The organism is Haloprofundus halophilus (assembly GCF_003439925.1).
Taxonomy (GTDB): domain Archaea; phylum Halobacteriota; class Halobacteria; order Halobacteriales; family Haloferacaceae; genus Haloprofundus; species Haloprofundus halophilus.
Map to the genome: position 1 here is coordinate 171,385 of NZ_QQRR01000002.1, position 25,143 is coordinate 196,527.

A 25,143-nucleotide genomic window follows, 5' to 3' on the forward strand; every position below is an offset into this window, starting at 1 on the left:
GCTTATTCGACGCGCTGACTACCGCCCCGCATGGTCGCATTCGACGTACCGGAGGTCGATTACACCCGGTACACGAATCGCCAACTCGCGGCGGTTCCGCTCGCCGTCCTCGCGCTCGCAATTCTCGTCATCGCGGTCACGTTCGCGACGACAGGCGCGCCCGTGGCGCTCGGAACCGAGTTCTCCGGCGGAACGGAGGTGCGACTCGCCGTCGACGCGCCCGACGGACAGGCCGAACAGGTCATCCAGCGGGCGTTCGACGCGGACATCGAGTCGATTCAGTCCGTCCCCTCCGACGGGACGTACGTCGTCACCTTCGGCCCCGGCACGGACCCCGCGCAGTTGGAACAGACGGTAGAGAACCCGCCGAACGACGCGGCCCAACAGCTCGAAATCGAGAGTTTATCGACGGTGTCTGCGAGCTTCGCCGGCGATTCACAGCAACTCGCGCTCGGCGGCATCGCCGTCGCGTTCGTCGGGATGAGTCTCGTCGTCTTCGCGCTGTTTCGGACGTTCGTCCCCTCCATCGCCGTCGTCGTCTCGGCGTTCTCCGACGTGGTCATCCCGGTGGCGATGATGAACGCACTCGGCATCGAACTGTCGCTCGGGACCGTCGCCGCGCTGTTGATGCTCATCGGGTACAGCGTCGACTCCGACATCCTCCTGAACGACCACATCCTGCGGCGGTCGGGCGACTTCTACGAGTCGACGTACCGCGCGATGCGGACGGGTGTCACGATGACGCTCACGTCGCTGGCGGCGATGGTCGTCATGACTATCACGGCGACGTTGTTCGGCATCCAACTGCTGTCGGCTATCGGCATCATCCTCGTGTTCGGGCTCACCGCCGACCTGATGAACACGTACCTGCTGAACCTGAGTCTGCTTCGCTGGTACAAGTTCGAGGGGGTGAAGCGCTGATGGGCGCGCTCCGCGACAACTGGCGCGTCATCCTCCTCGTCGTCCTCCTCGCGGCGAGTATGGTCGCGCTGTTCGGCCCCGCCGGCGGGGCCGCCGGAGGCGACGGCGGCAACGAGACCGTCGGTAACGATACCGTCGCCGGAGCCAGCGACGGGCCGACGAACCTCGTCTACGGGCTGGACCTCTCCGGCGGGACGCGCATCCGCGCGCCGCTCGTCGGCGTCACCGCCGAGGAGGTCGAGTTCGAGAACGACTCCACGCCGCAGGTGAGCCGAAACGTCGCCGACGAACTCGACGGCGTCGACGTCACCGACGTGACGGTTCGTCAGCCGACGCAGGACCGTCCGGCGACCGTCGAGGTCACGACCCGAAACGTCACGACCGACGACCTCGCCGCGGCGCTCGACGCTGCGGGCTACGAGTACGGCGACGTCCGCGACGGCGTCACCGAGGAGACGCGCGAGCAGACCGTCGACGTCATCAGCAACAAGATCAACCAGGCGGGGCTCTCCGGGGGCTCCGCGCGGGTCGTCTCTACGTCGACCGGCGACTACTTCGTCCTCATCGAAGTGCCGAACGAGCAGCGCTCCGACGTGCTCGACCTCGTCAGCCAGCAGGGGCAGGTACAGGTCGAGGCTTACTACCCCGACGAAGGGAACGGCTCGACCGAGTACCGCCGCGAACTGGTGCTCGAACAGGGCGACTTCCAGGACATCGGCAACGCCGAGCAGGGTCAGGGCAGCACGCCGCCGAACGTGCCCGTCGTGATCCGCGAGTCCGAAGCGCCCGAGTTCCAAGAGAAGATGGTCGAGACGGGCGTCGCCGGCAACGGCGGCTCCGCCTGCACGTACGACGAGAACCCCAACGGCACCCAGCCGTGTCTGTTGACCGTCGTGGACGGCGAGGTAATCTACTCCGCCGGAATGAGTCCGGGTCTCGCACAGGACATGCAGAGCGGTCAGTGGGAGAACAACCCGCAGTTCGTCCTCCAGACGGCGAACTACTCGGAGGCGCAGCAGCTCTCTATCAACCTCCGCGCCGGCGCGCTCCCCGCGCCGCTGGACATCGGTCCGGGCGGCGAGGGGACCTCGTCGTACATCTCGCCGACGCAGGGTGAGAACTTCCGCATCAACTCGCTCATCACGGGCATCATCGCCGTCCTCGCCGTCAGCGGCGTGGTCTTCTTCCGTTACGGCTCCGCGCGCGTCGCCGCGCCGATGGTGTTGACCGCGCTCTCGGAGGTCGTCATCCTGCTCGGCGCGGCCGCGTGGCTCGGCTACCCACTGGACCTGGCGGTCATCGGCGGATTCATCGCCGTCATCGGGACGGGGGTGGACGACCTCATCATCATCGCCGACGAGGTGATGGCTGAAGGTGACGTCCGCTCTCGAAAGGTGTTCCAGTCGCGGTTCAAGAAGGCGTTCTGGGTCATCGGCGCGGCCGCCGCGACGACCATCATCGCCATGAGTCCGCTCGCCGTGCTGTCGCTCGGCGACCTCCGCGGCTTCGCCATCTTCACCATCCTCGGTGTGCTCGTCGGTGTCATCGTCACCCGTCCGGCCTACGGTGACATCCTGCGGTCGCTTCTGACCGACCGCTGAACGGGTTCCGACGCCCAGATTTCTCTCGGTTTTCTCGCCTTTCACCCGGTTTCGAGGCGGTTCTCGCCCGAACGTCTGATTCGACGCGACTTTTCGCCCCCTCGTCCGACTCGAATCCTATACGCACAAGGCGGTGGACGTAGAACCGGTGGATATGCACCTACCATCGCTCGGCACACCGGAAGGCGCGTTCGACTACCTGATGATCGTCCTCCTGGCGACGACCGTCTTCTTCGGCCTGTTCTTCGGCGCGCTCGAACTCGGCGTGTTCTGACTCGTCCGTCAGAACTCAGACAGCGCCGACTGCTCGGCGGCCGCTAGCACGTCGGCGCAGGTCTGCCAGGACGCCCGCGCACAGTCGGGGAGCGCGCCGTGTTCGCGGACGTACTCCCGCAGAAACGTTCGCGTCGTCGGGTCGCTCGGATAGCCGCTGCCGACTTCGCCGTACTCGTCGGCGATGGCGGCCACGCGGGCGTCGCGTTCGACTTTGGCGACGACGCTCGCGGCGCTGACGACCGGGTGAGCCTCGTCGGCGCGGTGTTCGGACTGCACGTCGATGGTCCGACCGCCGGCTTCGACGGCCGTTCGAACCCGGCGACCGAACCGCGCTTCGTCCACGTCGCCCGCGTCGACGACGGCGACGTCGCCGTTCTCGGCGGCGGCGGCGAGCGCCTCCGCCTGCGCGGCGACGGTCAAGCCGTTCATGTCCGTCTCCGGGTCGTCGATGCGCGCGGGGGTGACGACGGCGACGCCGACGGTCACCGCCGAATCCTCGCGGAGTCGCGCCGCGAGCGACTCCCGCCTCGCGGGCGAGAGCCGCTTCGAATCGTCGAGTCCGTCCGGCAGCGCCGCCGAGGGTGCGCGAACCGCCGCCGCGACCATCGGTCCCAGTACCGGACCCTTCCCCGCCTCGTCGGCACCGAGTTGCATGGTCGCGCCTCTCGCGGTGAACGCTAAGGTGTTTCCGTCCGCGTCGGTCGCCTGTCCACGTCCCGCCCGTCCGCGTCGGTCGCCTGTCTGCGTCTCGCGAGATACGACAAATACGGAGACTGTGTCAGTGAGTGAGTGGTATGACAATAATTTATTATGTCGCTGTCGTAGGAGGCCCCGCGGGAGGCGAGGTGTGTCAACCAGAGGTGGATGCTGTGGACCTCCGTCCGACCGCAGGTGTGTCAGCGTCCTCCCGCAGTCCGTCAGCACCCATGCGACGGCTAAGCGCAGCCGGTAATAATTCTTGCTATGATTGCGTTGGTATTAACTAGTTCTGCCGACTCGGAGCCGCCTCCGTCTCCGAACTACCGACGGTCGAGTAACAGGAGCGACGCCGCCGGAACGTCGGCACGCGGACGATTTGCGGGCGTCCACCCGTCGGCGGTACCCACCGAGTTGCTCATGAAGGTACGCTCGCGTGCGTGAGAGCGGATTCTCGCACCGTCCGGCGGCGTCTGCGTTACTGTAAAACGTGATAACTGATAATCGTGTTGACCATTATCGCGCGGTGAGACGTTGCTCGTCCGCGGCGAGCTACCTGAAGAACTCCTCGCGCTCGAACGGTTCGTCTTCGCCTTCGACGGCGAGCACGTCGAGGGCGGTGACGACGGCGGAGACGCCGAGCAGGTCGGCCAGACTGGGTTCGGTTCGGCCGTCGTCGCCGGAGACGAGTTCCTTGATGTAGAGGCCGCCTTCGCCGTGTATCTCGACCGTCGCGTGGCGGTCGTCGACCAGTTCGGCGCTCGCGTCGTAGACGTGCCGCGTTCGCGTGAGGTTCGCGCGTCGGTGGTCGACCCGCTGCGGCGTGTACTGTTCGATAGTCGCGCCGGTGAGTTCCTCGACGGCCTCCGAGAGCGCCGCCTCGCTCACGTCGGCGTCGAACTCGACTTCGGCGTGGTACGTCTTGCTCGCGTCCAGTCCCTTCACCCGTTCGACCATGTCGTGTTCGGCGAGGCGGAGTCCCTCGACCTCGACCTTTCCGTCGGCGAACGCGTTGATGTCGCCTTCGAGGCGCTCGACGTCGACGTCGCGGCGTCGGGGTTCCTTGATTTCGACGACGAACGGGCGACCGGTCCCGAGCATCAGCGCGTCGACGTCCTCGCGGCCCGCGCCGTGGAACAGCGCCTCGACGCCGTCCATCACGTCGAGGACGAGGGGCGCGCTCAAGCCTTCGACGCTGTCCTCGTAGAGGTAGCCGCTGCCGCCGCAGTGGTCGCAGGTCTGTCGACCCTGTCGACCGCTGCCGTCGCACTCGCGGCAGGGCCACTCGGTCTGCGGGATGTCGCGGACGAGCTTTCGGTACCGACCGTAGACGAACGCCGAGTTCACCTCGGTCTCGACGGTGTCGGAGTCGATGTCGAGGACGAACTGCACGTCGGGGCGCTGGAAGTCGACGACGGTGTCGGTGAGGCGGCCGAACCGCTTGCCGACCTCGCGGTTGAACTCCGATTTGAACGGCTCGCCGGCGTCTCCGGGGAGGCCGGCCATCTCCCGGAGCAGCGCCTCGTTCTCCTCGACGAGCGGCGGCGCTCGGGTGCCGACCTGGTACGTCTCGAACTCGACAGTCTCGCCCTCGCTTCCGTCGCCGCCCTCGACCGTCGCGGCGGCGCGCTCGGCCCACTCGTCGAACCGTCCGCAGAGCCCCTCGCAGACCCAGCAGTCGGCGGGGTCGACACTCTCGGGTTCTTCGTCGTCTTCCAACGCCGCGGCGACGCGGAGCGACCGGCCGCGCTCGGCGTTGGTGAGTCCGTAGCTTCGGTCGGCGAACACCCGGCCCAGACAGGCGTCGCAGAGCGGCCCGCCCTCGGTCAGCGCGCGCGCGTCGTCGAGAATTCCCATAGACGGTACTCGCGTCGGCGTTCCTTTCCGTCTTGCTATTCGGCGGCCGGCCTCGACGGGCATCCCCCGGGGCCGCTCGGCGACTCAAACGGTCGTTCACCATGTATCACGGTCCCGGATGAACCGCGGTATCACGACTGCGAGAAGCTTCTTGTGCCCCCGTCTTTTACGCCCGCTACCACCTATCGGAATGAGCCGCTATCGAAATCTCGCGTTGTTCCTGACGCTCTCGGTCATCTGGGGTACCGCCTATCTCGCAATCGACGCCGGTCTGGCGACGCTGCCGCCGGTGCTGTTCGCCGCGCTCCGCTACGACGTCGCGGGCGCGGCGCTGTTCGCCTTCGCGGTCGCCCGCAGCGACCGCTGGCGGCCGCGCACGTTCGCCGAGTGGCGACTCGTCGCCGTCGGCGGCCTGTTAGTCATCGGGCTGAACTTCGCGTTTCTGTTCTCCGGCCAGCGCTACGTCGGCGGCTCCATCGCCGCCATCGTCGCCAGTACCGCGCCCGTGCTGACGCCACTCTTCGCCCGGTTTCTGCTGCCCGGCGAGCAACTCGACGCGCGAGGCGCTGTCGGCGTCCTGCTCGGACTGGCAGGCGTCGTCGTCGTCGCCACCGGCGGGAGCACGCTCGGCGGCGACCTCGTCGGCATCGTTCTCCTCGCGCTGGCGGCGGTGAGTTTCGCGCTCGGGACGGTCCTCACCGAGCGCTACGACGCACCGCTGTCGCTGGTGCCGACGCAGGCGTGGATGATGCTCGTCGGCGCGGCGTTCCTCCACGCGGTCAGCGGACTGCTCGGGGAAACCCCACCGCTGGCTCTGTCGTGGACGCCGACCGCCTTCGCCGCGCTCGCGTACCTCGCGCTCGTCTCCAGCGCCGTCGGCTACGTGCTGTACTTCGACCTGCTCGACCGCCTCGGGGCCGTCGAAATCAGCCTCGTGAAGTACGTCGTCCCCGTCGTCACCGCGCTCGTCGGCTGGGCGGCGCTCGGCCAGTCGCTCTCCGCGGGCACCGTCGCGGGCTTCGCGCTCATCGTCGGCGGGTTCGCGCTGCTGAAAGGCGGCGACGCGTTCGACGAAATGGTTCGCCTGCAGGCGCGCGTCGGTCGCGGTTACGACGCCGAGAACGTCTACGTCCCCGACAGCAGCGCCCGGCGTAACACGGCGTTCGGCGACGACTGAGGAGACTGACGCAAGTCAACTGGGAACCTCGTGCGGTGAGGTGCCTCAACCGTCGTCGGCAGCGTCCGGCCCACCCCGATGTTCGGTTCGAGCGACCACCACGCGGTGTTCGGATTGACGACAGGTCACGGTTACGCCGAACTCGACGGTGCGCAGTTTCCTGTGCGGAGCTAATCGACCAGTCGACGACCCCTACACGAGCGGGCTCGCATCGTCACCGAACCCGCTTCCGTACGTCTCAACGACTTCCGTAACGGTGACCTCGTACGCATCGTACCACTCCGTCCACCGCTGCTTCGCGCGTTTGTGGTCCGCATCCGCTCCAAACGACTCGAGCGCGTCCGACGACTCCCAGTAGTAGACGACGAGAACCTCCTCGTCGTCCGGCGCGTGCCACGTCTGCTTGCCCAGATATCCCTCCGTGTCCTCGGCAGCCGCCTGTATCACGTTGTTCAACTCGTGAAACTCCGCATCGTACTCGCCGGGAGCGAGGCGGAACGTTACCAAATACATCTGGACTATCCAGTCGTCCGCGGGAACAAGACGCTTCCCCCCGCGAGCAGACGACGGTTGGGCCCACCGACTCGCCGACCCATCGCTGAGGCGGGTTTGGGTCTCTGGCCACCCTCGCCGGAAACTCCACACCTATTTTCCGCGACTGAGAACAGCCCTCTGAACGCTTCTCTAAATCGAGGTCGAGAGGTTCCGTGGTGAGTATTCGATGACACGACACGACAACCAGTCCGACAGGAACCGATTCGCGACCATCGCAGTCGGCGCAGCCAAAGCCGAGACGCATCCTCGCGGGGATGGAACGAACGACGTCGTCCCGCCGCTCCACCTCTCGACCACGTTCGAGTGGACCAGCGGGGAGGACGCCAACGAACACGACTATTCGCGCGAGAGCAATCCGACCCGGGCAGCGCTCGAAGAGCAGTTAGCCCGCCTCGAAGGCGGCGAACACGGATTGGCGTTCGCCTCCGGAATGGCCGCCACGTCGACGACGATGCTGTCGCTGGTCCCCCCGGGAGGCCACGTCGTCTCCTCGGACTCCGTCTATAGCGGAACCGAAAAGCTCCTCACGGAACACATGGCCGGACATCTCGGCGTCGACGTCGATTTCGTTGACGTCCGCGACCCCGACAACGTCGCCGATGCAGTCGACGCGAACACGGACCTCATCTGGGCAGAGACACCGTCGAACCCCTTGATTCGGCTGTGCGATATCCGAACGATAGCCGATATCGCCGACGACCACGATGCGCTGTTCGGCGTGGACAGCACCTTTGCGAGTCCGTACTACCAGGCTCCACTCGAACTGGGTGCCGACGTCGTCGTTCACAGCACTACCAAGTATCTCAACGGGCACTCCGACTCGATCGGCGGAGCCGTTATCACCGACGACGGGGAGGTTTTCGAGCGATTGGCGTTCGCACAGCGGGTCGGGCTCGGGAATATGCTTTCGCCGTTCGACTGCTACCTCGTTGCGAGAGGCATCAAGACGCTGCCCGCGCGGATGGAACACCACGAGAAAAACGCGACGGCGGTTGCCCGGTTCCTCGAAAGCCACGACCGGGTCGCTCGTGTCCGCTATCCGGGTCTCGAAAGCCACCCGCAACACGGTCTGGCGAGCGAGCAGATGTCGGGGTACGGCGGAATGCTCTCCTTCGAGTTCGACGGCACACTCGTCGAACTGGAGGCGTTCGTCGAGGGACTCGAACTGTTCACGCCGGGAGCGAGTCTCGGTGGTGTCGAGAGCCTCATCGAGGTACCGTCGCTGATGATTCCCGACGAGTTCAGTCGTAGTGCGGACTCAGCGGAGATTCCCGAGACGTTGGTCCGGGTATCCGTTGGTCTCGAAGACGCCGACGACCTCTGCGAGGATCTCCGGACGGCGCTCCCGTAACCTCGGCCCCGTTCGTCGTACCCGATTGCTGGGTCGACCGACGTGGATGCGAGTGACGAACTGCTGCAGACACCCCTGCATTCAGTACGCCGTTAGTATCGACCGAAACGTAGTCTACGCCCCGAAAACTGGCGAAATCGAGCCGGTGAGCTGTCAGACCAACCGCCCCACGAGCCACAGCACCGCCAGCGTCGACACGACACCGAGCGCGAGCAACAGGACGAACAGCCCGCCCACGACGACTGTGAAGAACCGTCGGTCCACCTCGCCCGCTTGCGGGTCGGCGCGGCGCGCCTCGGCGAGACGGACGTTTCTGGCGTTCGCCTTCCACACCGCGTCGAAGAGGTCGCCGACGACGGGGACCGACCCGACGACGGCGTCGACGGCGAGGTTGAACAGCATCCGAAGCACCGTCACCTTCGGAACCCCGAGGTAGGCCGCCTCGGCGACGATGTACGCCGACACCGCGGTGATTGGAACGTCGCCGACGACGGGAATCAAGCCGATTATCGGGTCGAGACCGATGCGGTAGTTCGTCCCCGGAATCCGAATCGAGTTGTCGAGGAGGCGGCCGAGGCGTCGCAGTCGACGGAGCGTCTCCGCGTGCTCGGCGACTCGGCCCGCTGATTCGAGGCCGGTTGCAGCGTCGGCACTCTCGACGGCGTCGGGTCGTGTTGGCTCCGCCGCGTCGTTCACACGAGCGACTCAACGCCGAACGCCAAAACGTCTCGGCGAGTGGCGTTCGAACTCACCGGCCGTCGCGCCGAGCGGTCGTTACCGACAGCTCTGCTCGGAAACTAGCCGAGCCGCGAGACCAGTCGCGCGAATCGAGACGGAAGCGTCCGGTGCCGCTTCGCCATAATCACCGAACTCGACGATTCTCGACCGATTTGCTCGGGGAGCGACCCGACCAACGACCGTCGGAACAGGCCGTCGGACGCCGCACCGAGAACGACGAGGTCACAGTTCGAGGACTGCTCGACGATGGCGTCGACGGTCGATCCGCTCTCGAGTATCTCCTGGGTGATCGTCGACACGCCGACGAAATCCGCGATGACGCGGGCGAGTGTCTCTTCGCGTTGTCGTTGCTGTTGCGTCGCGTCCCCCGGTGCGTGGACGGTCACGACGTGAACCGCCGCGTCGTGGACCCGTGCGAGGGACCCGGCGACAGTCGCCGCCAACTCGGTGTTCGGTCCGCCGGCGACGGGCAGTAAGATTCTCTCGAGTTCCTCGCTGCGGTCCATCCGTTGGACGAGCACGTCGCAGGACGCGTCTCGAAGCACTTCGTCGAGGTGCGACCCCAGAACGAGGTCTCGGCGACGGGGGCGGCCTCGCCACCCCACGAGAATCGTCCGAACTCGTCGGTCTTCGGCGGCGCTGAGGATACCACTCGATATCGAGCGGGCGAACCGGATGCGACTGGAGACGTCGAGTTCGGGGTCGACCAGGTCAGAGGCATAGGTGAGAATCTCGCGTTCGTCGTCGACGAGTCGTTCACCTTCTGAGAGCGGCAGCTGGTCCGGCACTTCGACGACCGTCAGGAGTTCGAGTGCGAGTTGCTGGTCGGTGGCGAGGTCGGCGGCCGTCGAGACTAACTGGTCCGCCGTCTCCGGGTTCGCGATCGGAACGAGAATCGACCGTTCTCTGGAACGCGTCGACCTCATCGGCTCGCGCCCCTCTCGTACTGCGTGATTGGTGTGAGATGTCGCCGCTTCGTCGGAGTCTCGTGGAACATTAGCTCAGGAATCGGTCCAAGGCGGCGTGTTGGTCCTCGTCTCCGACCGCCACGAGAACGTCGTCTCCGTGTATCGTCTCGTCTCTGCTCGGGTTCGAAAGCGTTCGGCCGCCGCGCTGGATGGCGATGATGGAGACGCCGGTTTCACTTCGTATGTTCGAGTCGGCGATTGTCTGTCCGGCGACCGGCGAGTCGGACGCGACGTGTATCCACCGAACCCGGCTCTCGTCGAACACGTCTTCGAGGTCCTGACCGACCGGCTGAAAGTACGTCCCGTTGAAGATGCCGGCCAACTTCTGTGCCTCCGACTCGGACAGCTCGAAGAGCTTGTCGCTGTCGACGCCTCCATCTCCGTTCCAGAACGTCTCCCGAGTGCCGTCGTTGTGCAGGACGATGACGAACTCACCGTCCTCGTCTTCGAACTCGACGTTGTACCGGATACCGATTCCCGGTAGTTGCGTTTCGCGGACTCTCATGGGGTCACGTTCGTTCGGCCCGGATATGTGTGTTCGGCCCGCCCGAAACGTGTCCGATTCGGTCGATACGTGTACGACCCACTTCGGGCGTGTTCGTCATCGAAACTCGGTCTCGACGTCGAGGCGACGCGCATTCTGCGAGCGGACTTCGTCGGGAGTCGCGTGTTCGTCGAGTATCGCGCGGATCTTCTCCAGGAGCCGCTCGGACGCGAGGAAGTCGGGAACGAGTACGTAGTCGGCACCTCGTTCGAGCAACTCGACGGACTCGTCGACGCGGCCGGCCCGAAGGACGACGTCGGCGTCGGTCTCGAGGTCGAGAATCTGTCGGGAGATACGTTCATCGGAAACCGTCGAGAGTATCAGCTTCGCGTTGTCGACGTTGACTCTATCCCAGGTCGATTCACTCACGGCGTCGCCGAAGAGGTGATTCTCGTGTTCGGTCGCGAGTCGGTGACGGTCGGGATCGTGTTCGACGACGACGAACGGCTGCCCCTCCGCTTCGCACGTCCGGGCGGCGAGCGTCCCGAGTCGCCCGTAGCCGACGACGACGACGTGGTCTCGAAGCTCCGGGTCGACGGCGCTGCGTGCCTCCAACTTCGCGTGCGACGACTGAAGCGGCACGACTCGACCGAGCAGTCGGTACAGGTCGTCGCCGTACTGCCGCGTCACCGTCGACGTGACCATCGTCACCGCCGCGACGAGGATGATTGCCTCGAACAGCGCCTCCTGGATACGGCCGAGTACCAGCGCCTGGATGGCGATGATGAGCGCGAACTCACTCACCTGGTCGAGTCCGAAACTCGTGAGCGACGCGGTGCGGGGTTCGTACCCCTGATACAGCAGCGCGTAGATCGTCACGAGCGGTTTGAGCACGACAATAGCGAGCACGAGGACGCCCGCGAGCGCGAGGACCCGCGGCGACGGAACCGCGACCAGACTCCCGAGCGTGACGAAAAACACCGCCGCGAAGAAGTCGTCGAACGACTCGAGTCCCGCTTCGAGCGCTAACTTCCCCGGGAACTCTCGTGTGACCGCCAATCCCGCGGCGAACGCACCGACGACGATCGAGACGCCGGTGAACTCGGCCAGACTGATGAACCCCAAGAGCAGGGCAACGCCGGTGAGGATGACGAGTTCGTCGGAGTCTCCCGACAACGAGACGAGCAGGTCGAAGAGGTAAACGCGGACGAGTGCGGCGACGATGAGGATGACGACACCGTAGCCGAGTTTGAGCGCGATTCCGTCGGGGGTGAACGCTTCGGCGCTCAGTACGAGAATGAGCACGACGGCGAACAGGTCCTGTACGAAGTGAACCGAGGAGATGAGCCGTCCCTGGACCAGGTTACTGCGGATGTCGTGGAGCGCGAGTTCGCGGCCGACGAGCGACGAACTGAGCGCGGCCGCACTCGCGAAGTACACCGCGTTGAGCGAGTCGAGTCCGAGCAGTCGCCCGAGCGCGTACACGAGTCCCCCGACCAGAAGCACCTGCCCGGCAGCCACGTGTTCGCTGTCGCGGGCGACCGCCCGGAACCGCTTCGGATCGACTTCGACGCCGAAGGCGAACACGAGGAAGGCGATTCCCCACTGTGCCAGTTCCAGCGTCGTTCCCTCGGGGACGAACGGCGCGAGCGCCATCCCCGTGATGATGTAGACGGGGACCGCCGGGATGCCGAAGCGCGTCGCGACGAGCAGGAATATCGCGGCGACGATGAAGATCAGCGCGAGCGGCGTCAGCAGTTCAGCCATCGGTATCACCCTGTATCCAGCGCAGGTGACCGATGTCGCGTTCGACCCCCGCCCAGAACTCGTCGGGGTCGTGGACGTACCGACGGAGGTAGTCGGTCAGTTTCTCGCTCGTGAGTACCGTGCTCATGACGACGTAGTGAGCGCCGTGCTCGTACAGCTCTGCGGCGTCTTCCGCCGAGTTCGCCTCGGCGAACACCACGGTCTCGGGTCCGACCTCCGCCAGCAGTATCCGATTGATGGCCGGTTCGACGGTCGAACTCAACACGAACCCCGCGCGTTTGAGTCCCGCTGCGCTACGGATTTCGCCGTGCTTGAAGTCGCCGTAGATGTAGTCGTAGTCGGCAGCCTGGTGAATCTCGGCGTGGGCCGGGCTCCGGTCGACGACGACGACGTCGCCGAATCGCTCCTGGAGCAAGGGGAGGCCGGCGCGGATAATCTCGTCGTAGCCGACGACGACGGCGTGGTCTCGGTAGACGTGGAGGTCGACGTCTCGTTTCTCCTCGCTCTCGAAGCGCGTGAGGTAGGGTTTAACCCGCTCGTAAATCTCGTAGTTGTAGTTGATGAGGTACGTCGAGAGGCTCATCGTCACGATGGCCATCAGACTGAGATAGCCGAGAATCGACGCGTCGATGAACCCCTGCGTGACGGCGAGCGCGCCGACGACGAGCGAGAACTCGCTGACCTGCGACATGTTGAGACTGCCGACGAACGACGTCTCGGGGGTGAACTTCTCCTGGTCGATGAGATAGAAGATGATGAGGAAGTTTCCGACCATCAGCGCGGCCGACGCGACGAGTGCCTCCACCCAGTAGGCGAGGAGATTGTCCGCCGCCAACCGGAGCCCGATACTCGTGAAGAACACGACCATGAAGAAGTCGGTTATCGGCCGGATACGCTCAGTGAGTTCGCTGGTGTAGGGCACCTGCGCGAGGCTCAGTCCAGCGAGAAACGCGCCGACCTCCAGCGAGAGGTCCAGTCGCTCGGTTCCGACGATGAAGACGAACGCCCACGCGATTCCGACGACGAAGAACGCCCGACTGTCGTCGGCGACCGCCCGAAACAGCGTCGGGAGCAGGTACCGCGCGGAGAGATACGAAACGACACCGACACCGCTCATCAGAGCGAGTATCGTGGCGACGCTGACGACTATCTCCTGTGGATTCGAGAGCGACTCCGCGCTCAAAACCGCCAGGAGAATCACGAGATAGATGTCCTGTATGATGAGGACGCCGATATCGATTTTACCGGGGAGCGTCGCCAGTTCGTCTTTGTCCGACAGCAATTTCACGATGATCGGCGTTGCGCCGAACACGGTCGCGAGGGCGATGATGGTCGTCTCCAACAGCGTGAACCCGAGCGCGTACGCGACGACGAACGCGAGCGCCGTCTGCAGAATCGTCTGCCAGACGGCGACGTTGATTATCGGGCGGAGTATCTCTCGAACATCGTCGATACGCATCTTCATCCCGATGAGAAACAGCAGGAAACCGAGCCCGAGCTCGCTCATCAGCACGACGAGTTCCGACTGTGTGACGACGTCCAGAAAGACCGGCCCGAGGACGAGACCCGTGAAGATGTACGCGACGATGGTCGGTTGCCCGGTGAGACGAGCGACGTAGCTGAGAACGACCGCCGTCGCGATGATGATCGCGAAATCGGTCGCGAAGGGAGGTGGTCCAGACTGGAGAACACCGAACATAGAGAACATATTCTCCTAGATACTAATGAACGTATGGTATTATTGGAAAAAACACACGTAGGTGAAAAGTACTCGACCTTCTTCAAGATTTAGCCGACATCGCGGGCCAAATGCACAAAACCACGCACGAAGGTTCCTGCGGCCATCGAACCCCCGAAAGATACGAAGAAGGCTCTCCGATGGGAGCCGAACCCACCTCCGCCGGAATCGCCCGGCGTGCCCCACCGCTGGACCGCGGAGAGTGCGCGCCAGGAGCCGAGACGCGCTCACGCGTCGCGGACATCGCGCACCTCCGAGAGGACCGACACCCGTTTGACGCCGAAGCTGTCCAGCAACTGGGTTTCCAGCGCGGCGGCGTCTCGACGCGCCGTCGCACCCTCGCCGGCGTCCACGTCGAGTTCGACGACGAGCGTCGCACGGACTTCGACCGTCAGGTCGTTCAGGCCGGGCTGGAGGCCGCAGAGCTCGAACTCGTCGACGTTCGTCACGCCGTCTAGCTTTCGCAGTCGCTCGCGGACGGCCGTCCGGAGGTCGCCGGAGGCGTCGCGCGAGACGAACACCGTCAGGTCGGCTGACGCCGACACGGAAGGCAGTTTCTGCACTGACATGAAGGGGCCGGGAGGGAGTCGATTCCTCACCTGTCCGCTCGATGGACCGCTCTGGCCGCTTGAGCTACCGACCCCACCGCGCGAGGCGGCGGCTTCGGTCGGAAGACGTTTCGTCGGGCGACGGCGGACGCGGCACGCGCCGCGGTGCCGACACGCGGGTCCGAGACGCGCGCGTCGCTGCCGTCGATAGTCGCCGGAGAATGAACCGTGGGGTTCGACTCCGACGACCGCGCTGGATACGCAGACGCCGGGGGCGTCGCGCGCTCACGCGATGACGGAGTCGAACCGACCGTACGGCTTGGATGGGCCAGACCCAACTCCGGCGCAGTTGCCGGTGGACACACCGCTCGCCGGCCGCTCGGTGGCGGAAGTGGGCGACGTGGTGTGGTGGGTCTGGCTGAGCATCGTTCACCGTGCCCGCTTCTGCGGGCGCTTACGGGACACGTCACGCGGTTAATACATAAACGTTGTCGGTGTATGTCACGGTCTGTCATCCAACTCCCGTACACCGCGGTAACATCGCTGTAGCCGCTCATCGCAGTAGCCGCTCCCTCTCGCGCACGCGAGCGCGAAGGCCTTAGGCGTGTCCGGCACTAACTCCTACTTGGTTAGCTCCATGACACTAACACCGCCGACGGACCCGTCCGACGAGGGCGGCGACGTCCCCGAGTACGAGGAAGTACGCGTACCTGTGCTGGTCGTCGGCGCGGGGGCCGCGGGCGCGCGAACGGCCATCGAACTGGCCGAGCGCGGCGTCGAGAGCCTCGTCATCGGGAAACGCTCGCACGGCGACGCACACACCACGTGGGCCGCCGGCGGCATCAACGCGGCGCTCGGAAGCCTCGACCCCGAGGACGACTGGCGAATCCATGCCGCCGACACCTACGACGAGGGTCACTTCGTCAACGACCCCGACGCGGTCGAACTGACGACCAAGCACATGCCCGACCGCATCCGCGAGCTCGCCGAGTGGGGCATGCCGTTCGACCGGACCGAAGACGGCGAAATCGACCAGCGCTACTTCGGCGCGCAGTCGTTCCGCCGGACCTGCTTCGTCGGCGACCGAACCGGCGAGGCCATGCTGGAGACGCTCGTCTCCAGAGCCCGGGAGCTCGAAATCCCGTACCGCGAGAACGTGATGGTGACGCGTCTGCTGTCTGACGGCGCGCGCGTCCACGGCGCGGTCGCCTACGACATGGACGACGGCCACTTCGTCCTGTTCGAGGCGAATCACGTCGTGCTCGCGGCGGGCGGGTACTCGTCGCTGTACGACCGCCACTCCTCGCGCGACGAGGAGAACAACGGCGACGGACAGGCGCTGGCGTACGAGGCGGGCGCGGATCTGCTGGACCTCGAGTTCGTCCAGTTCCACCCGACGGGGATGGTCCAGGACCCCGGCTGGGAGGAGGAGTGGTCTGGTCGTCTCGTCACCGAGGCGGTGAGAGGAGAGGGCGGTCGCCTGTTCAACGTCGAGGATGGGCGGTTCATGGAGGACTACTCGCCGAACCAGATGGAACTCGACGCCCGCGACGTGGTGGCTCGTGCCATCGCTCAGGAGGTACGAGAGGGCCGTGGCACCGAGAACGGCGGCGTCTACCTCGACATCTCCCACCACGACCGCGAGTTCATCGAACGGCGGCTGCCGAAGATGTACGAGCGGTTCCAGAGCCTCGGTATCGACCTCGCCGAGGAGGCGGTGGAAGTCGCGCCGACGGCGCACTACTCGATGGGCGGAGTCGACATCGACTTCCGAACGGGGGAAACGCGCATCGAACGCCTCTACGCCGTCGGCGAGACCGTCGCGGGCGTCCACGGCGCGAACCGCCTCGGCGGCAACTCGCTGGCGGAGACGGTCGCCATCGGCAAACTCGTCGGCGAGCACGTCGCCGATGTCGTCGACGAATCGACCGACGGCGAGCCGTCGCTGCCCGCCGGGATGCGGACGCTCGCCGAACGCGAGTTTCGCGCGCTCGCCGACCTCGCCGACAGCGACGGCGACACGACGCCCGCCGAGTTGCTCGCTGAACTCCGCGGTGTGATGGAGGATGACGCAGGCATCCTCCGCGACGAGGAATCGCTGGAAGAGGGACTCGAAAAACTCGCCGCGCTGCGCGAGAAGACGACCGACCTCCGTCTCGACGGCGACCGGACGAGTCGCGCGTTCGAGGACGCGGTCGACCTCTCGTTCATGCTCGTCGTCGCCGACGGCGTCCTGCAGTCGGCGAAGCGCCGCACGGAGTCGCGGGGTGCGCACTACCGCACCGATTACCCCGAGAAACGCGACGAGTGGCGCAAGAACGTCCTCGCCCGCCGTGGCGACACGGGGATAGCACTGTGGGACCGTGCGGCCGGTCTGCCGAGCGAGGAGGTGCAGGAGGCGATCGACGAGGGTCACGAACTGGAGTACCACCACCTGGAGTAGTCGGAGTCGCCTCCGACAGTACGGCCGTCGGTGAGTCGCGCCGATGCTCGCCCCTCCTTCGACGCTCCACCACCCGTTTCACCCGTCGTGACCGGCGCTACCACACCGCGTTGCTTCCCCCTTCGCTGACCTTAATCCGTTCCGTCGCCGACGACCGACAATGACTGCCGCCATCGAAGTTCGCGATTTGCGGAAGCGGTACGAAGGGGTACAGGCGCTCGACGGGGTGTCGCTCACCGTGCCCGAGGGCTCGTTTTTCGGTCTCCTGGGTCCCAACGGCGCGGGGAAGACGACGTTCATCTCGATTCTCGTCGGTCTCGTCCGCAAGAGCGGCGGGACCGCGGAGGTGTTCGGCCACGACGTCGAAGACGACTACCGCGAGGCGCGCGACGCCATCGGCCTCGCCCCGCAGGAGTTCAACGTCGACCGGTTCTTCCCCATCCGCGAGGTGCTGGAGCACAAAGCCGGCTACCACGGCATCCCGGCCGAGGAAGCCCGAGAGCGCGCCGACGAGGTGCTCAAGCGCGTCGGCATCTACGAGAAGCGCGACACGCGCTTCGACTGGCTCTCCGGCGGGATGAAGCGCCGGTTCGTCCTCGCGCGGGCGCTCATCACCGACCCCGACTTGCTCATCCTCGACGAACCCACCGCGGGCGTCGACGTGCAGCTCCGCCACGACCTCTGGGAGCTCATCACCGAACTCAACGACCAGGGGACGACGATTCTGCTCACGACCCACTACATCGAGGAGGCCGAGCGCCTCTGCGACGAGGTCGCGATTCTGGACTCCGGTCGCATCGTCGCCGTCGACAGCCCCGAGGACCTGATGGACCGCGGCGCCGACCGCATCGAGATACAGTTGCGAAACCCACCCGCGGAGGCTCCGTCGCTCGCGGCGGGCGAGGGCAACGTCGAGAGCGTCGAACTCGAAGACAACCGCCTCGTCGTCACCGCCAGACAGGGCGGGTTGGTCGCGCCAGACGTCGTCCGCGAACTCGACCGCGAGGGCTTCGAAATCGTCGACCTCGAAATCTCGCGCACCTCGCTCGAAGAGGTGTTCGTCGAGATGACGCGCGGCGAGGAGACCGTCGGCGACGAGGGCGGCGACGAGAGCGAGGCCGAGAGAGCGACCGCGGCAGCGCCCGGCGCGGGAGGTGACCGCTGATGGCGGTGTTCCCGACCGGCTTCAAGACGCTGACGCGCCGCGAGATTCTCCGGTTCGTCCGCCGCCCGCGCAACACGTTCGTCCCGCCGCTCATCACCAACGTCCTCTACTTCTCGGTGTTCGGCGTCATCCTCGGCGACCGCGTCGGCCAGATCGCGGGCGTGCCGTACATCCTGTTCATCCTGCCCGGCCTCGTCGTGTTGGGAGCCATCTCGAACGCGTTCGAGAACGGCTCCTTCTCCATCTTCCACGGCCGGTGGAACGAGTACATCCACGAGGCGCTCACCTCGCCGCTGTCGTACTCGCAGATGGTGTGGGCGTACACGCTGTCGAGCGCGCTCCGCGGCGTCATCGTCGGTATCATCATCTCGGCGGTCGGCGCGGTGTTCACGAGCGTCGGCGTCGAGCGCCCGCTGTACCTCGTCGCGTTCGCCGTCGTCATCACGGTGCTGTTCGCCAGTTTCGGCATCGTCGGCGGCCTCTGGGCCGACGACTTCGACGACCTGACGATGATGAACCAGTTCATCCTCAGGCCCTTGGTCTTCTTCGGCGGCGTGTTCTACGCGCTGGAGAACCTCCCCGACGGCCCGCTGCAGACCGCGACGCTTCTGAATCCGATGTTCTACATGGTCGACGGCGTCCGGTTCGGCTTCCTGGGCACCTCCGAGGTCGACCCGAACCTCTCTCTGGCCGTGCTGTCGCTCATGGCGGCGGCGATGGTCGGCGTCAACACGGTGCTGTTCAAGCGCGGCTACGGGCTGACGGACTGAGCGAGTCACGGACCTGAGGAGACTGGTTCTCGACTGTCGTCGTCGACGACGGGTCACTGAAACGGTGTGTCGTCCAGCGTTTTTCACACTCGGCCCGGTACACTCGCGTGATGCACGACACGATTCTCGTTCCGACGGACGGCAGCGACGCGAGTCTGGCCGCCGTCGACGAGGCGCTCGCGATCGCCGGGCCGCAGAATGCGACGGTCCACTTCCTGCACGTCGTCGACGTGGGGACGGAGATGTCGGCGGCGGCCTCCGGACAGATCGCCCAAGAGCTCTCGGACACGCTCGAACAGCAGGCCGACGAAGCGCTCGACGAGGCCGTCTCGCGCGCCGAGGGCGCCGGCGTCGACTACGAGCGCGTCATTCTCGAAGGAACCCCCGACTCGGCCATCGTCGACTACGTAGAGGAGAACGACGTCGACCTCGTCGCTATCGGGGCGACCGGACGCTCCGGCCTCGCCGAAAAGCTCCTCGGCAGCACGACCGACCGCGTCGTCCGCTCCGTCGAGGTTCCGGTGCTGCTGGCCAGAGCGTAGCGCTTCGCGTCGAGCACCCCGTCACTCGCTCTCTGTTTCTGTCGCTCGCCCGCGCAGACGGTCAAGCGACTCCATCACGGGGCTGGCGCTCACTCCATGGACGATGACGGAGATGAGGACGACGAAGCCGACGAACGCCCAAAGCGAGTTCGCGGCGACGACGAGTTCCCGCTGTCGAAACGACGCGTGCACCAGCGCGTACGAGAGGTAGTAGAACGAGCCAATACCGCGGATACCGAAGAAGGAGACCACGGCGCGCTCGGCCGGCGGTGCGGCCGAACCGACGAAGGTGGCGACGCCGGCGAGCGGTCGAATCACGAACACGAGCGCGAGACCGAGCAACGCGAGCGGGAGCGTCAACGGCGCGAGGAGGCCGCCGGCGAGCGCACCGCCGAAGAGCACCAACACGGTCGCCAACAGGAGCCGTTCGACCATCACGGCGAAATCGTGGAGTTCGCGATAGTAGTCGTGTTCCCACTCGAAGTGTCGGAGTGCGAGCGCGGCGACGAACACCGCGATGAAACCGTACCCGCCGACGAGTTCGGTCAGCCCGTAGGCGAGAAACGTCGCCGCCAGCGCCTCGGCACCCGCGGTCACCTCCGCGAGGTGGAGCGTCGCCGGCGCGCGGAACACCGTCCGCGCCATCAGTTCGCCGACGAGGTAGCCGACGACGATACCCGCAGCGATTTTGTAGAGGACGTCGACGAGCACCCAGTCGAGGAGCCACGCCCCCTCGCCCGAGAGCGCGGCGGCCGCGACGGCGATGGCCAGGTTGGTGAACGGGAACGCCAGCCCGTCGTTGAGGCCGGCTTCGGAGGTGAGCGCGAACTGGACGGTCCCCCACTCGTGTTCCGGGGCGTGTTCCTCCTCTAACTCCGTGAGCGGCGCGCCGGCCCCGATGTCGGCAGCGAGCACGGGGTCGGTCGGCGCGACGACCGCTCCCAGCAAAATTGCCGTCGCCGGCAGGAGTCCGAGAACCCCCCACGCCAACAGAGCCACGGCCGCGATGGTGAGCGGCAGCGCGACGCCGAGCAGTCGCCACGTCGAACTCCACGAGCGCCAGTCGAACGGCCGGTCGAGTTTCAGTCCCGCCCCCATCAGCGAGACGATGATCACCAGTTCGGTGAGCCGCTCGGTGACGGCGGCGTTGCCGACGGGGTCGACGCTCGGAACGCCGGGCAGCGAAAACAGGACGACTCCGAATCCGACGTAAATCATCGGAAACGAGAGCGGTCGGTTTTCGAGAAGGCGGGGTAACGCGACCGCTCCGAGGAGCGCAAGCGCGACGATTATGAGGGTGACGTCGTAGTCGCTCATTCGAAGGGCGTACGACGAGGACCGCGAAAGAGGCTCGGCGAGTTCCTCCCGTCGACCACAGCTCCGTTCGTTCCCGTCGGATCGCCCGAGTGTTCGGGGCCGAACCGATGGCGCTCGTGGCTGAGACGAGTACTCGCTGGGAGGCGTCCAGACGGATGCTCGAACCTACGAGAGCGACCGCTCGGCGGCGTCGACGAGCGTCTGTACCTCGACGACGCGCTCCTCGTCGGCCGACTGGTACGCGGCTTCCGTGAGCGCGACGACCTGTAAACCGCCTTCGGCCGGCACGGCGGGCGACGCCCGCCCGGCGACGACGTCCGCGAAGTGCCGCATCTTGTCGCGCGTCACCGTGTCGAAATGCACGTCCTCTCGAATGCGGACCGCGTATCTGGTCGCGCTCTTGTGCTCGACGTAGAGCCGGTCGCCGGTGTAGACGAGACTCCCGCGCGACCCCCAGACGACGTAGCCCTCGCGGGGGTCCATCGAGGTGCCGTCGCCGGTCACGGCGATGCTCGCCGTCGCCTGTCGTCCGTTCCGGTCCAACCGGACCGAGAGCGCGGCGCTTACGTCGACGCCGGGGGCCGCGTACTCGACGGTGGCGGCGACGCTCTCCGGGTTCGAGTCGGTGATCCACAGCACGGCGTCGAGCAGATGTGACCCGGTGTCGTACAGTTGGCCGCCACCCGAGAGCGCCGGGTCGACGCGCCACGTCCCCTGATGCGGCGTGATCCAGTCCTGGCCGATGTGGCAGGCGACGGTGTGAACGTCGCCGATTCGTCCGCTGTCGACGATGTTCCTCATCGCTCTGAACGCCGGGTGGAAGCGTCGCTGATAGCCGATCTGAAGCGTCTGCCCGCACCGTTCGGCGGTCTCGACGAGCGAGAGCGCGTCGGCCACGTCGACCGTCATCGGCTTCTCCAGCAGCACGTCGATACCCGCCTCCAGACAGGCTGTCGCGTGGTCGTAGTGATAGGCGTGCGGCGACGCGACGACGACCCCGTCGAGTTCTTTCCCGCGTTCGTCAAGGAGCGTCCGGTAGTCGTCGTACGCCGGGGCCTCGAAGTCGCTCTCGAAGACCGAACGAGCGCCCGCGGAGACGTCGGCACAGGCGACGACGTCGACGTCCGCCAGGTCGTCGAGATAGTGTAGTTCGAGGTGACCCATTCCGCCGACCCCGATAGCGCCGATTCGTGTGACCATCTCGTCGTGAGAGACGACGACTGAAAATATGTTCCTTGTGAACGAATACCGTACAATCCGGCGACGAAGTAAGTCGGACAGGGCGGCGAGCCGGAGAGATGGACTCTGTCCGCGACTGCGCCGAGGCGTCAGGCTTCCGTTCGCGCCTCGAACTGCCGGCTATCCTGTTTCGAATCGAAACGCTTTGTTAGGCGTACGCACATCACCGACCATGAGCGCGACTGTCATCCGCAACGCGACGATTCACACGGCGACCGACGAGGGAACCGTCGAGGGCGACGTACTCATCGAGGACGGCAAAATCGCGGGCGTCGGCGAGGTGGCCGCGCCCGACGACGCCGAGGAACTCGACGTCGGCGGCGCGCACGTCACGCCGGGACTCGTCGACGCCCACAGCCACGCCGGGATGGCCGAGTGGGGCGAACCCGAGGACGGCGACTTCAACGAGGGTACCGACTCCGTGACCCCGCACGTCAGCGCCCTCGACGGCTTTCACCCGCGCGACGAGGAACTGAAACACGCGTTCCAGAACGGCGTGACGAGCGTCTCCGCGCGGATGGGCTCCGGGAACGTCGTCGGCGGCGTCATCTGCTCGATGAAAACGTACGGCCTGACCGCCGACGAGATGCTCATCAAGGAGGACGGCATGAAGGCCGCGATGGGCGAGAACCCCAAGCGGTTCCACGGCGAGCGCAAGGACCGCCAGCCATCGACGCGACCGGGCGTCGCCGCCACCCTCCGGCAGGCGCTGATGGACGCCGAGGACTACGTCGCTCGCCGCTCGAAAGCCCGCGAAGATGGCGAACCGTTCGACCGCGACCTCGGGATGGAGAACCTCGCCAAAGTCGTCGAGGGCGACCTCCCGCTCCGCGTCCACGCCCACCGCGCCGACGACATCGTGACCGTCTTCCGCATCGCCGACGAGTTCGGCATCGAGGACCTCTCCATCGAACACGCCACCGAGGGCCACCTCGTCGCCGACGAGTTCGTCGAGCGCGACGTTCCCGCCGTCTGCGGGCCCTCGCTGTACTCGGGCGCGAAGTACGAACTGCGCAACATCACGTTCGAGTCGCCGGGCATCCTCCACGACGCCGGCGTGAAGGTCGCCATCCAGACCGACGCCCCCGTCCTGCCGCAGCAGCACCTCGACGTCTGCGTCGGCCTCGCGGTGCGCGCCGGTCTCCCCGAGGAGGCGGCGCTCGACACCGTCACCCGGAACGCTGCGGAAATCCTCGGTATCGAAGACCGAGTCGGCACCCTCGACGTCGGCACCGACGCCGACATCGCCGTCTGGGACGGCCCGTTCTACGAGATCGAATCGAGCACCCGACACGTCTTCGTCGACGGCGAACACGTCTTCGACCGCGAACGCGACGACGTAGACCCGCGCGAGGAGTACGCCTGGTAGTCGACCGGACGTCGGCCGAGCGTTCGTCGTCGACCTGGCGGCGTTTCGCTCCGAGCCCTGACACCCGTCTCCGAGCCCTGACGCCCACCTCCGACTACTCACGCTCGCCGGACGACTTCTCGGCGGTGTGTGCGACTTCGAGGCCGAGCGACGGCAGCGGCGGTGCACCGTCGCGCCACCACCGGACGAGACCGACCACCGTCACGACGAGGCCGAAGGCGACCCCCGCCGTCAGTTCCAGTTGGAGGAAGAACTCGACGATGCTGTAGTCGTACTCGGGTTCGTCGACCGGAATCAGCGGCCAGACGAGGAAAGCCAGTACGCGGACGTTCCCCTGACCAAGTTGCCAGAGGACGTCGCCGAGCAGGTGCGAGGCGTACCCGACGACGAACGCGTCGCCGACGCGGCGACGGTCGAAGCGGCGAGCGACGAACGCCACCGCGAGGAGGAGCGGGACTGCGACGAACAGGGTGTGCGCGAGCGTTCGCCCGCCCGGAAGCACCTTGAACGTCCACGAGAGCGGTTTGTCGACGAGGTCGGGGAACTGCGTGCCGACGGCGAGCGCGCACGTCGCCGCCAGTCCCGACGGCGGACCGGTGCGGCGGAACCGAAGCCCGTACGAGTAGAGGAGGTAACCGAGAGCGGCGTGACCCCAAGGGAGCATCGTCGTCGAGTACGCCGGTTCGGAGGATAGGCGCTTCGGCCCGCACCGGGTCGTCGCCTCGAATCTCACGTCGCCTCCGAAGGGCAACTCTCATCTACCTGGTCTCGTCGCATAGGTCATGGACCGTGACCTCCTCGTCGCGCTCGTCGTCGGCGTCGTGCAGGGCGTCTTCGAGTGGCTCCCCATCTCCAGCGAGGGCAACATCGCGCTCGCGCTCACCGCCGTCGGGAGCGACCCCTCGCGGGCCGTCGCGTTCGCGCTGTTTCTACACGTCGGCACCGCCGTCTCTGCGACGGCGTACTACCGCGACGAACTTCGGACGGTGCTCGCGGACCTCCCGCGGTGGCGACCGAACACGGCGTTCTCGGCGACGCCGACGCTGTCGTTTCTCGGCGTCGCGACGCTCGTCTCCGGCGTCGTCGGCGTCAGCGCCTACCTCCTGTTGGTCGAGGCGGCGTCGGCGCTGACGGGCGGCCTGTTCGTCGCGCTCGTCGGCGCGCTGCTCGTCGCCACCGGCGTCCTCCAGCGCGTCGCTTCGGGGCTCGAGTTCGCCGGGCGCGACGCGCCGAACCTCGTCGACGCCGTGCTCGTCGGCGGCCTGCAGGGACTGGCCATCCTGCCGGGCGTCTCCCGGTCGGGCGTCACCGCGAGCGCGTTGCTGTTCCGCGGTCACGACGGTCCCGAGTCGTTCCGTCTCTCGTTTCTGCTCTCGATTCCGGCGGCGCTCGGCGGCGGCCTCATCGCCGTTCTGGACGACGGGCTGGCCGACGTGACGCTCACGGAGGCTGGCGTCGCACTCCTCGCGGCGGCCGTCGTCGGCTATCTCTCCATCGACGCGCTGATGCGCGTCGTCCGGCGAGTCTCCTTCTGGGCGGTCTGCGTCGGCCTCGGCGCGCTCGCGCTCGTCGGGGGCCTCGTCGTCACGCTCTGAGCGTCGTCTCTCGCGCTCCTTCGGAG

General features: G+C 66.3%; 22 protein-coding genes. 10 read left to right on the plus strand and 12 right to left on the minus strand.

The annotated features are described in order from the left end of the window. The first annotated feature begins 30 nt into the window (after positions 1-30). Both secF and DV709_RS10510 read left to right on the plus strand, forming a co-directional pair. Complete coding sequence (secF, locus tag DV709_RS10505; RefSeq protein ID WP_117594402.1) at positions 31-921, plus strand: protein translocase subunit SecF; 891 nt, start codon at positions 31-33, stop codon at positions 919-921. Beyond that, a complete protein-coding gene (locus DV709_RS10510; protein WP_117594403.1) occupies positions 921-2,522 on the plus strand; it encodes a preprotein translocase subunit SecD in 1,602 nt (533 codons plus the stop codon). Before secF ends, DV709_RS10510 begins: the two co-directional genes overlap by 1 nt. A 282-nt stretch (positions 2,523-2,804) precedes the next feature. Here DV709_RS10510 and rnhB read toward each other — a convergent pair whose 3' ends face one another. Both rnhB and DV709_RS10520 read right to left on the minus strand, forming a co-directional pair. Then, positions 2,805-3,452, minus strand: a complete 648-nt coding sequence (gene rnhB, locus DV709_RS10515) for a ribonuclease HII (protein WP_117594404.1) — start codon at positions 3,450-3,452, stop codon at positions 2,805-2,807. 594 nt (positions 3,453-4,046) lie between these two features. After that, positions 4,047-5,351, minus strand: coding sequence for a tRNA pseudouridine(54/55) synthase Pus10 (locus tag DV709_RS10520; RefSeq protein WP_117594405.1), 1,305 nt, complete (start codon positions 5,349-5,351; stop codon positions 4,047-4,049). A 190-nt stretch (positions 5,352-5,541) separates the two neighbouring features. On the opposite strand from DV709_RS10520, the gene DV709_RS10525 reads away from it, so the two are divergent. Then, on the plus strand, positions 5,542-6,528 hold the full coding sequence (locus DV709_RS10525; RefSeq protein ID WP_117594406.1) for a DMT family transporter: 987 nt from the start codon (positions 5,542-5,544) through the stop codon (positions 6,526-6,528). A gap of 192 nt (positions 6,529-6,720) precedes the next feature. Here DV709_RS10525 and DV709_RS10530 read toward each other — a convergent pair whose 3' ends face one another. Beyond that, positions 6,721-7,041, minus strand: a complete 321-nt coding sequence (locus tag DV709_RS10530; RefSeq protein ID WP_117594407.1) for an antibiotic biosynthesis monooxygenase family protein — start codon at positions 7,039-7,041, stop codon at positions 6,721-6,723. Positions 7,042-7,249: 208 nt separating this feature from the next. On the opposite strand from DV709_RS10530, the gene DV709_RS10535 reads away from it, so the two are divergent. Further along, positions 7,250-8,434, plus strand: a complete 1,185-nt coding sequence (locus tag DV709_RS10535; protein ID WP_117594408.1) for a trans-sulfuration enzyme family protein — start codon at positions 7,250-7,252, stop codon at positions 8,432-8,434. A gap of 153 nt (positions 8,435-8,587) precedes the next feature. Here the strand turns inward: DV709_RS10535 and DV709_RS10540 are convergent, their stop codons facing one another. The 6 genes from DV709_RS10540 to DV709_RS10565 all read right to left on the minus strand — a co-directional run bounded on the left by DV709_RS10540 (position 8,588) and on the right by DV709_RS10565 (position 14,698). After that, complete coding sequence (locus DV709_RS10540) at positions 8,588-9,130, minus strand: DUF4112 domain-containing protein (protein WP_117594409.1); 543 nt, start codon at positions 9,128-9,130, stop codon at positions 8,588-8,590. Between the two features lie 101 nt (positions 9,131-9,231). After that, positions 9,232-10,098 (minus strand): universal stress protein, encoded by an 867-nt coding sequence (locus tag DV709_RS10545; protein WP_117594410.1) that lies wholly within the window; start codon positions 10,096-10,098, stop codon positions 9,232-9,234. Between the two features lie 70 nt (positions 10,099-10,168). Next, positions 10,169-10,645 carry a cation:proton antiporter regulatory subunit gene (locus tag DV709_RS10550; protein ID WP_117594411.1) on the minus strand — a complete coding sequence of 159 codons (477 nt, stop codon included), beginning with the start codon at positions 10,643-10,645 and terminating at the stop codon, positions 10,169-10,171. Between the two features lie 96 nt (positions 10,646-10,741). After that, a complete protein-coding gene (locus tag DV709_RS10555) occupies positions 10,742-12,391 on the minus strand; it encodes a cation:proton antiporter (protein WP_117594412.1) in 1,650 nt (549 codons plus the stop codon). Continuing rightward, entirely contained in the window at positions 12,384-14,090 is a 1,707-nt protein-coding gene (locus DV709_RS10560; RefSeq protein ID WP_117594413.1) for a cation:proton antiporter, read from the minus strand. Before DV709_RS10560 ends, DV709_RS10555 begins: the two co-directional genes overlap by 8 nt. Before the next feature lie 266 nt (positions 14,091-14,356). Next, positions 14,357-14,698 (minus strand): hypothetical protein, encoded by a 342-nt coding sequence (locus DV709_RS10565; RefSeq protein WP_157972708.1) that lies wholly within the window; start codon positions 14,696-14,698, stop codon positions 14,357-14,359. A gap of 616 nt (positions 14,699-15,314) precedes the next feature. Here DV709_RS10565 and DV709_RS10570 point away from each other — a divergent pair. The 4 genes from DV709_RS10570 (at position 15,315) to DV709_RS10585 (ending at position 19,597) form a co-directional block, all read left to right on the plus strand. After that, on the plus strand, positions 15,315-17,120 hold the full coding sequence (locus DV709_RS10570) for an L-aspartate oxidase (RefSeq protein WP_117594415.1): 1,806 nt from the start codon (positions 15,315-15,317) through the stop codon (positions 17,118-17,120). 160 nt (positions 17,121-17,280) lie between these two features. Continuing rightward, a complete protein-coding gene (locus DV709_RS10575; protein ID WP_117594416.1) occupies positions 17,281-18,285 on the plus strand; it encodes an ABC transporter ATP-binding protein in 1,005 nt (334 codons plus the stop codon). Next, positions 18,285-19,055 (plus strand): ABC transporter permease, encoded by a 771-nt coding sequence (locus DV709_RS10580; RefSeq protein ID WP_117594417.1) that lies wholly within the window; start codon positions 18,285-18,287, stop codon positions 19,053-19,055. Before DV709_RS10575 ends, DV709_RS10580 begins: the two co-directional genes overlap by 1 nt. Before the next feature lie 110 nt (positions 19,056-19,165). After that, positions 19,166-19,597 carry a universal stress protein gene (locus DV709_RS10585; RefSeq protein ID WP_117594418.1) on the plus strand — a complete coding sequence of 144 codons (432 nt, stop codon included), beginning with the start codon at positions 19,166-19,168 and terminating at the stop codon, positions 19,595-19,597. A 21-nt stretch (positions 19,598-19,618) separates the two neighbouring features. Here DV709_RS10585 and DV709_RS10590 read toward each other — a convergent pair whose 3' ends face one another. After that, positions 19,619-20,914 (minus strand): cation:proton antiporter, encoded by a 1,296-nt coding sequence (locus DV709_RS10590; RefSeq protein ID WP_117594419.1) that lies wholly within the window; start codon positions 20,912-20,914, stop codon positions 19,619-19,621. A gap of 165 nt (positions 20,915-21,079) precedes the next feature. Next, positions 21,080-22,114 carry a Gfo/Idh/MocA family protein gene (locus tag DV709_RS10595; RefSeq protein ID WP_117594420.1) on the minus strand — a complete coding sequence of 345 codons (1,035 nt, stop codon included), beginning with the start codon at positions 22,112-22,114 and terminating at the stop codon, positions 21,080-21,082. Between the two features lie 211 nt (positions 22,115-22,325). On the opposite strand from DV709_RS10595, the gene DV709_RS10600 reads away from it, so the two are divergent. Further along, on the plus strand, positions 22,326-23,522 hold the full coding sequence (locus DV709_RS10600) for an amidohydrolase family protein (RefSeq protein WP_117594421.1): 1,197 nt from the start codon (positions 22,326-22,328) through the stop codon (positions 23,520-23,522). 94 nt (positions 23,523-23,616) lie between these two features. Here the strand turns inward: DV709_RS10600 and DV709_RS10605 are convergent, their stop codons facing one another. Beyond that, positions 23,617-24,186, minus strand: a complete 570-nt coding sequence (locus DV709_RS10605) for a metal-dependent hydrolase (protein WP_117595282.1) — start codon at positions 24,184-24,186, stop codon at positions 23,617-23,619. Between the two features lie 118 nt (positions 24,187-24,304). Between DV709_RS10605 and DV709_RS10610 the strand changes: the two genes are divergently transcribed. Further along, the gene (locus DV709_RS10610) at positions 24,305-25,117 is read left to right on the plus strand and encodes an undecaprenyl-diphosphate phosphatase (RefSeq protein WP_117594422.1); all 813 of its coding nucleotides are present in this window, start codon (positions 24,305-24,307) and stop codon (positions 25,115-25,117) included. Positions 25,118-25,143: the final 26 nt, after the last annotated feature.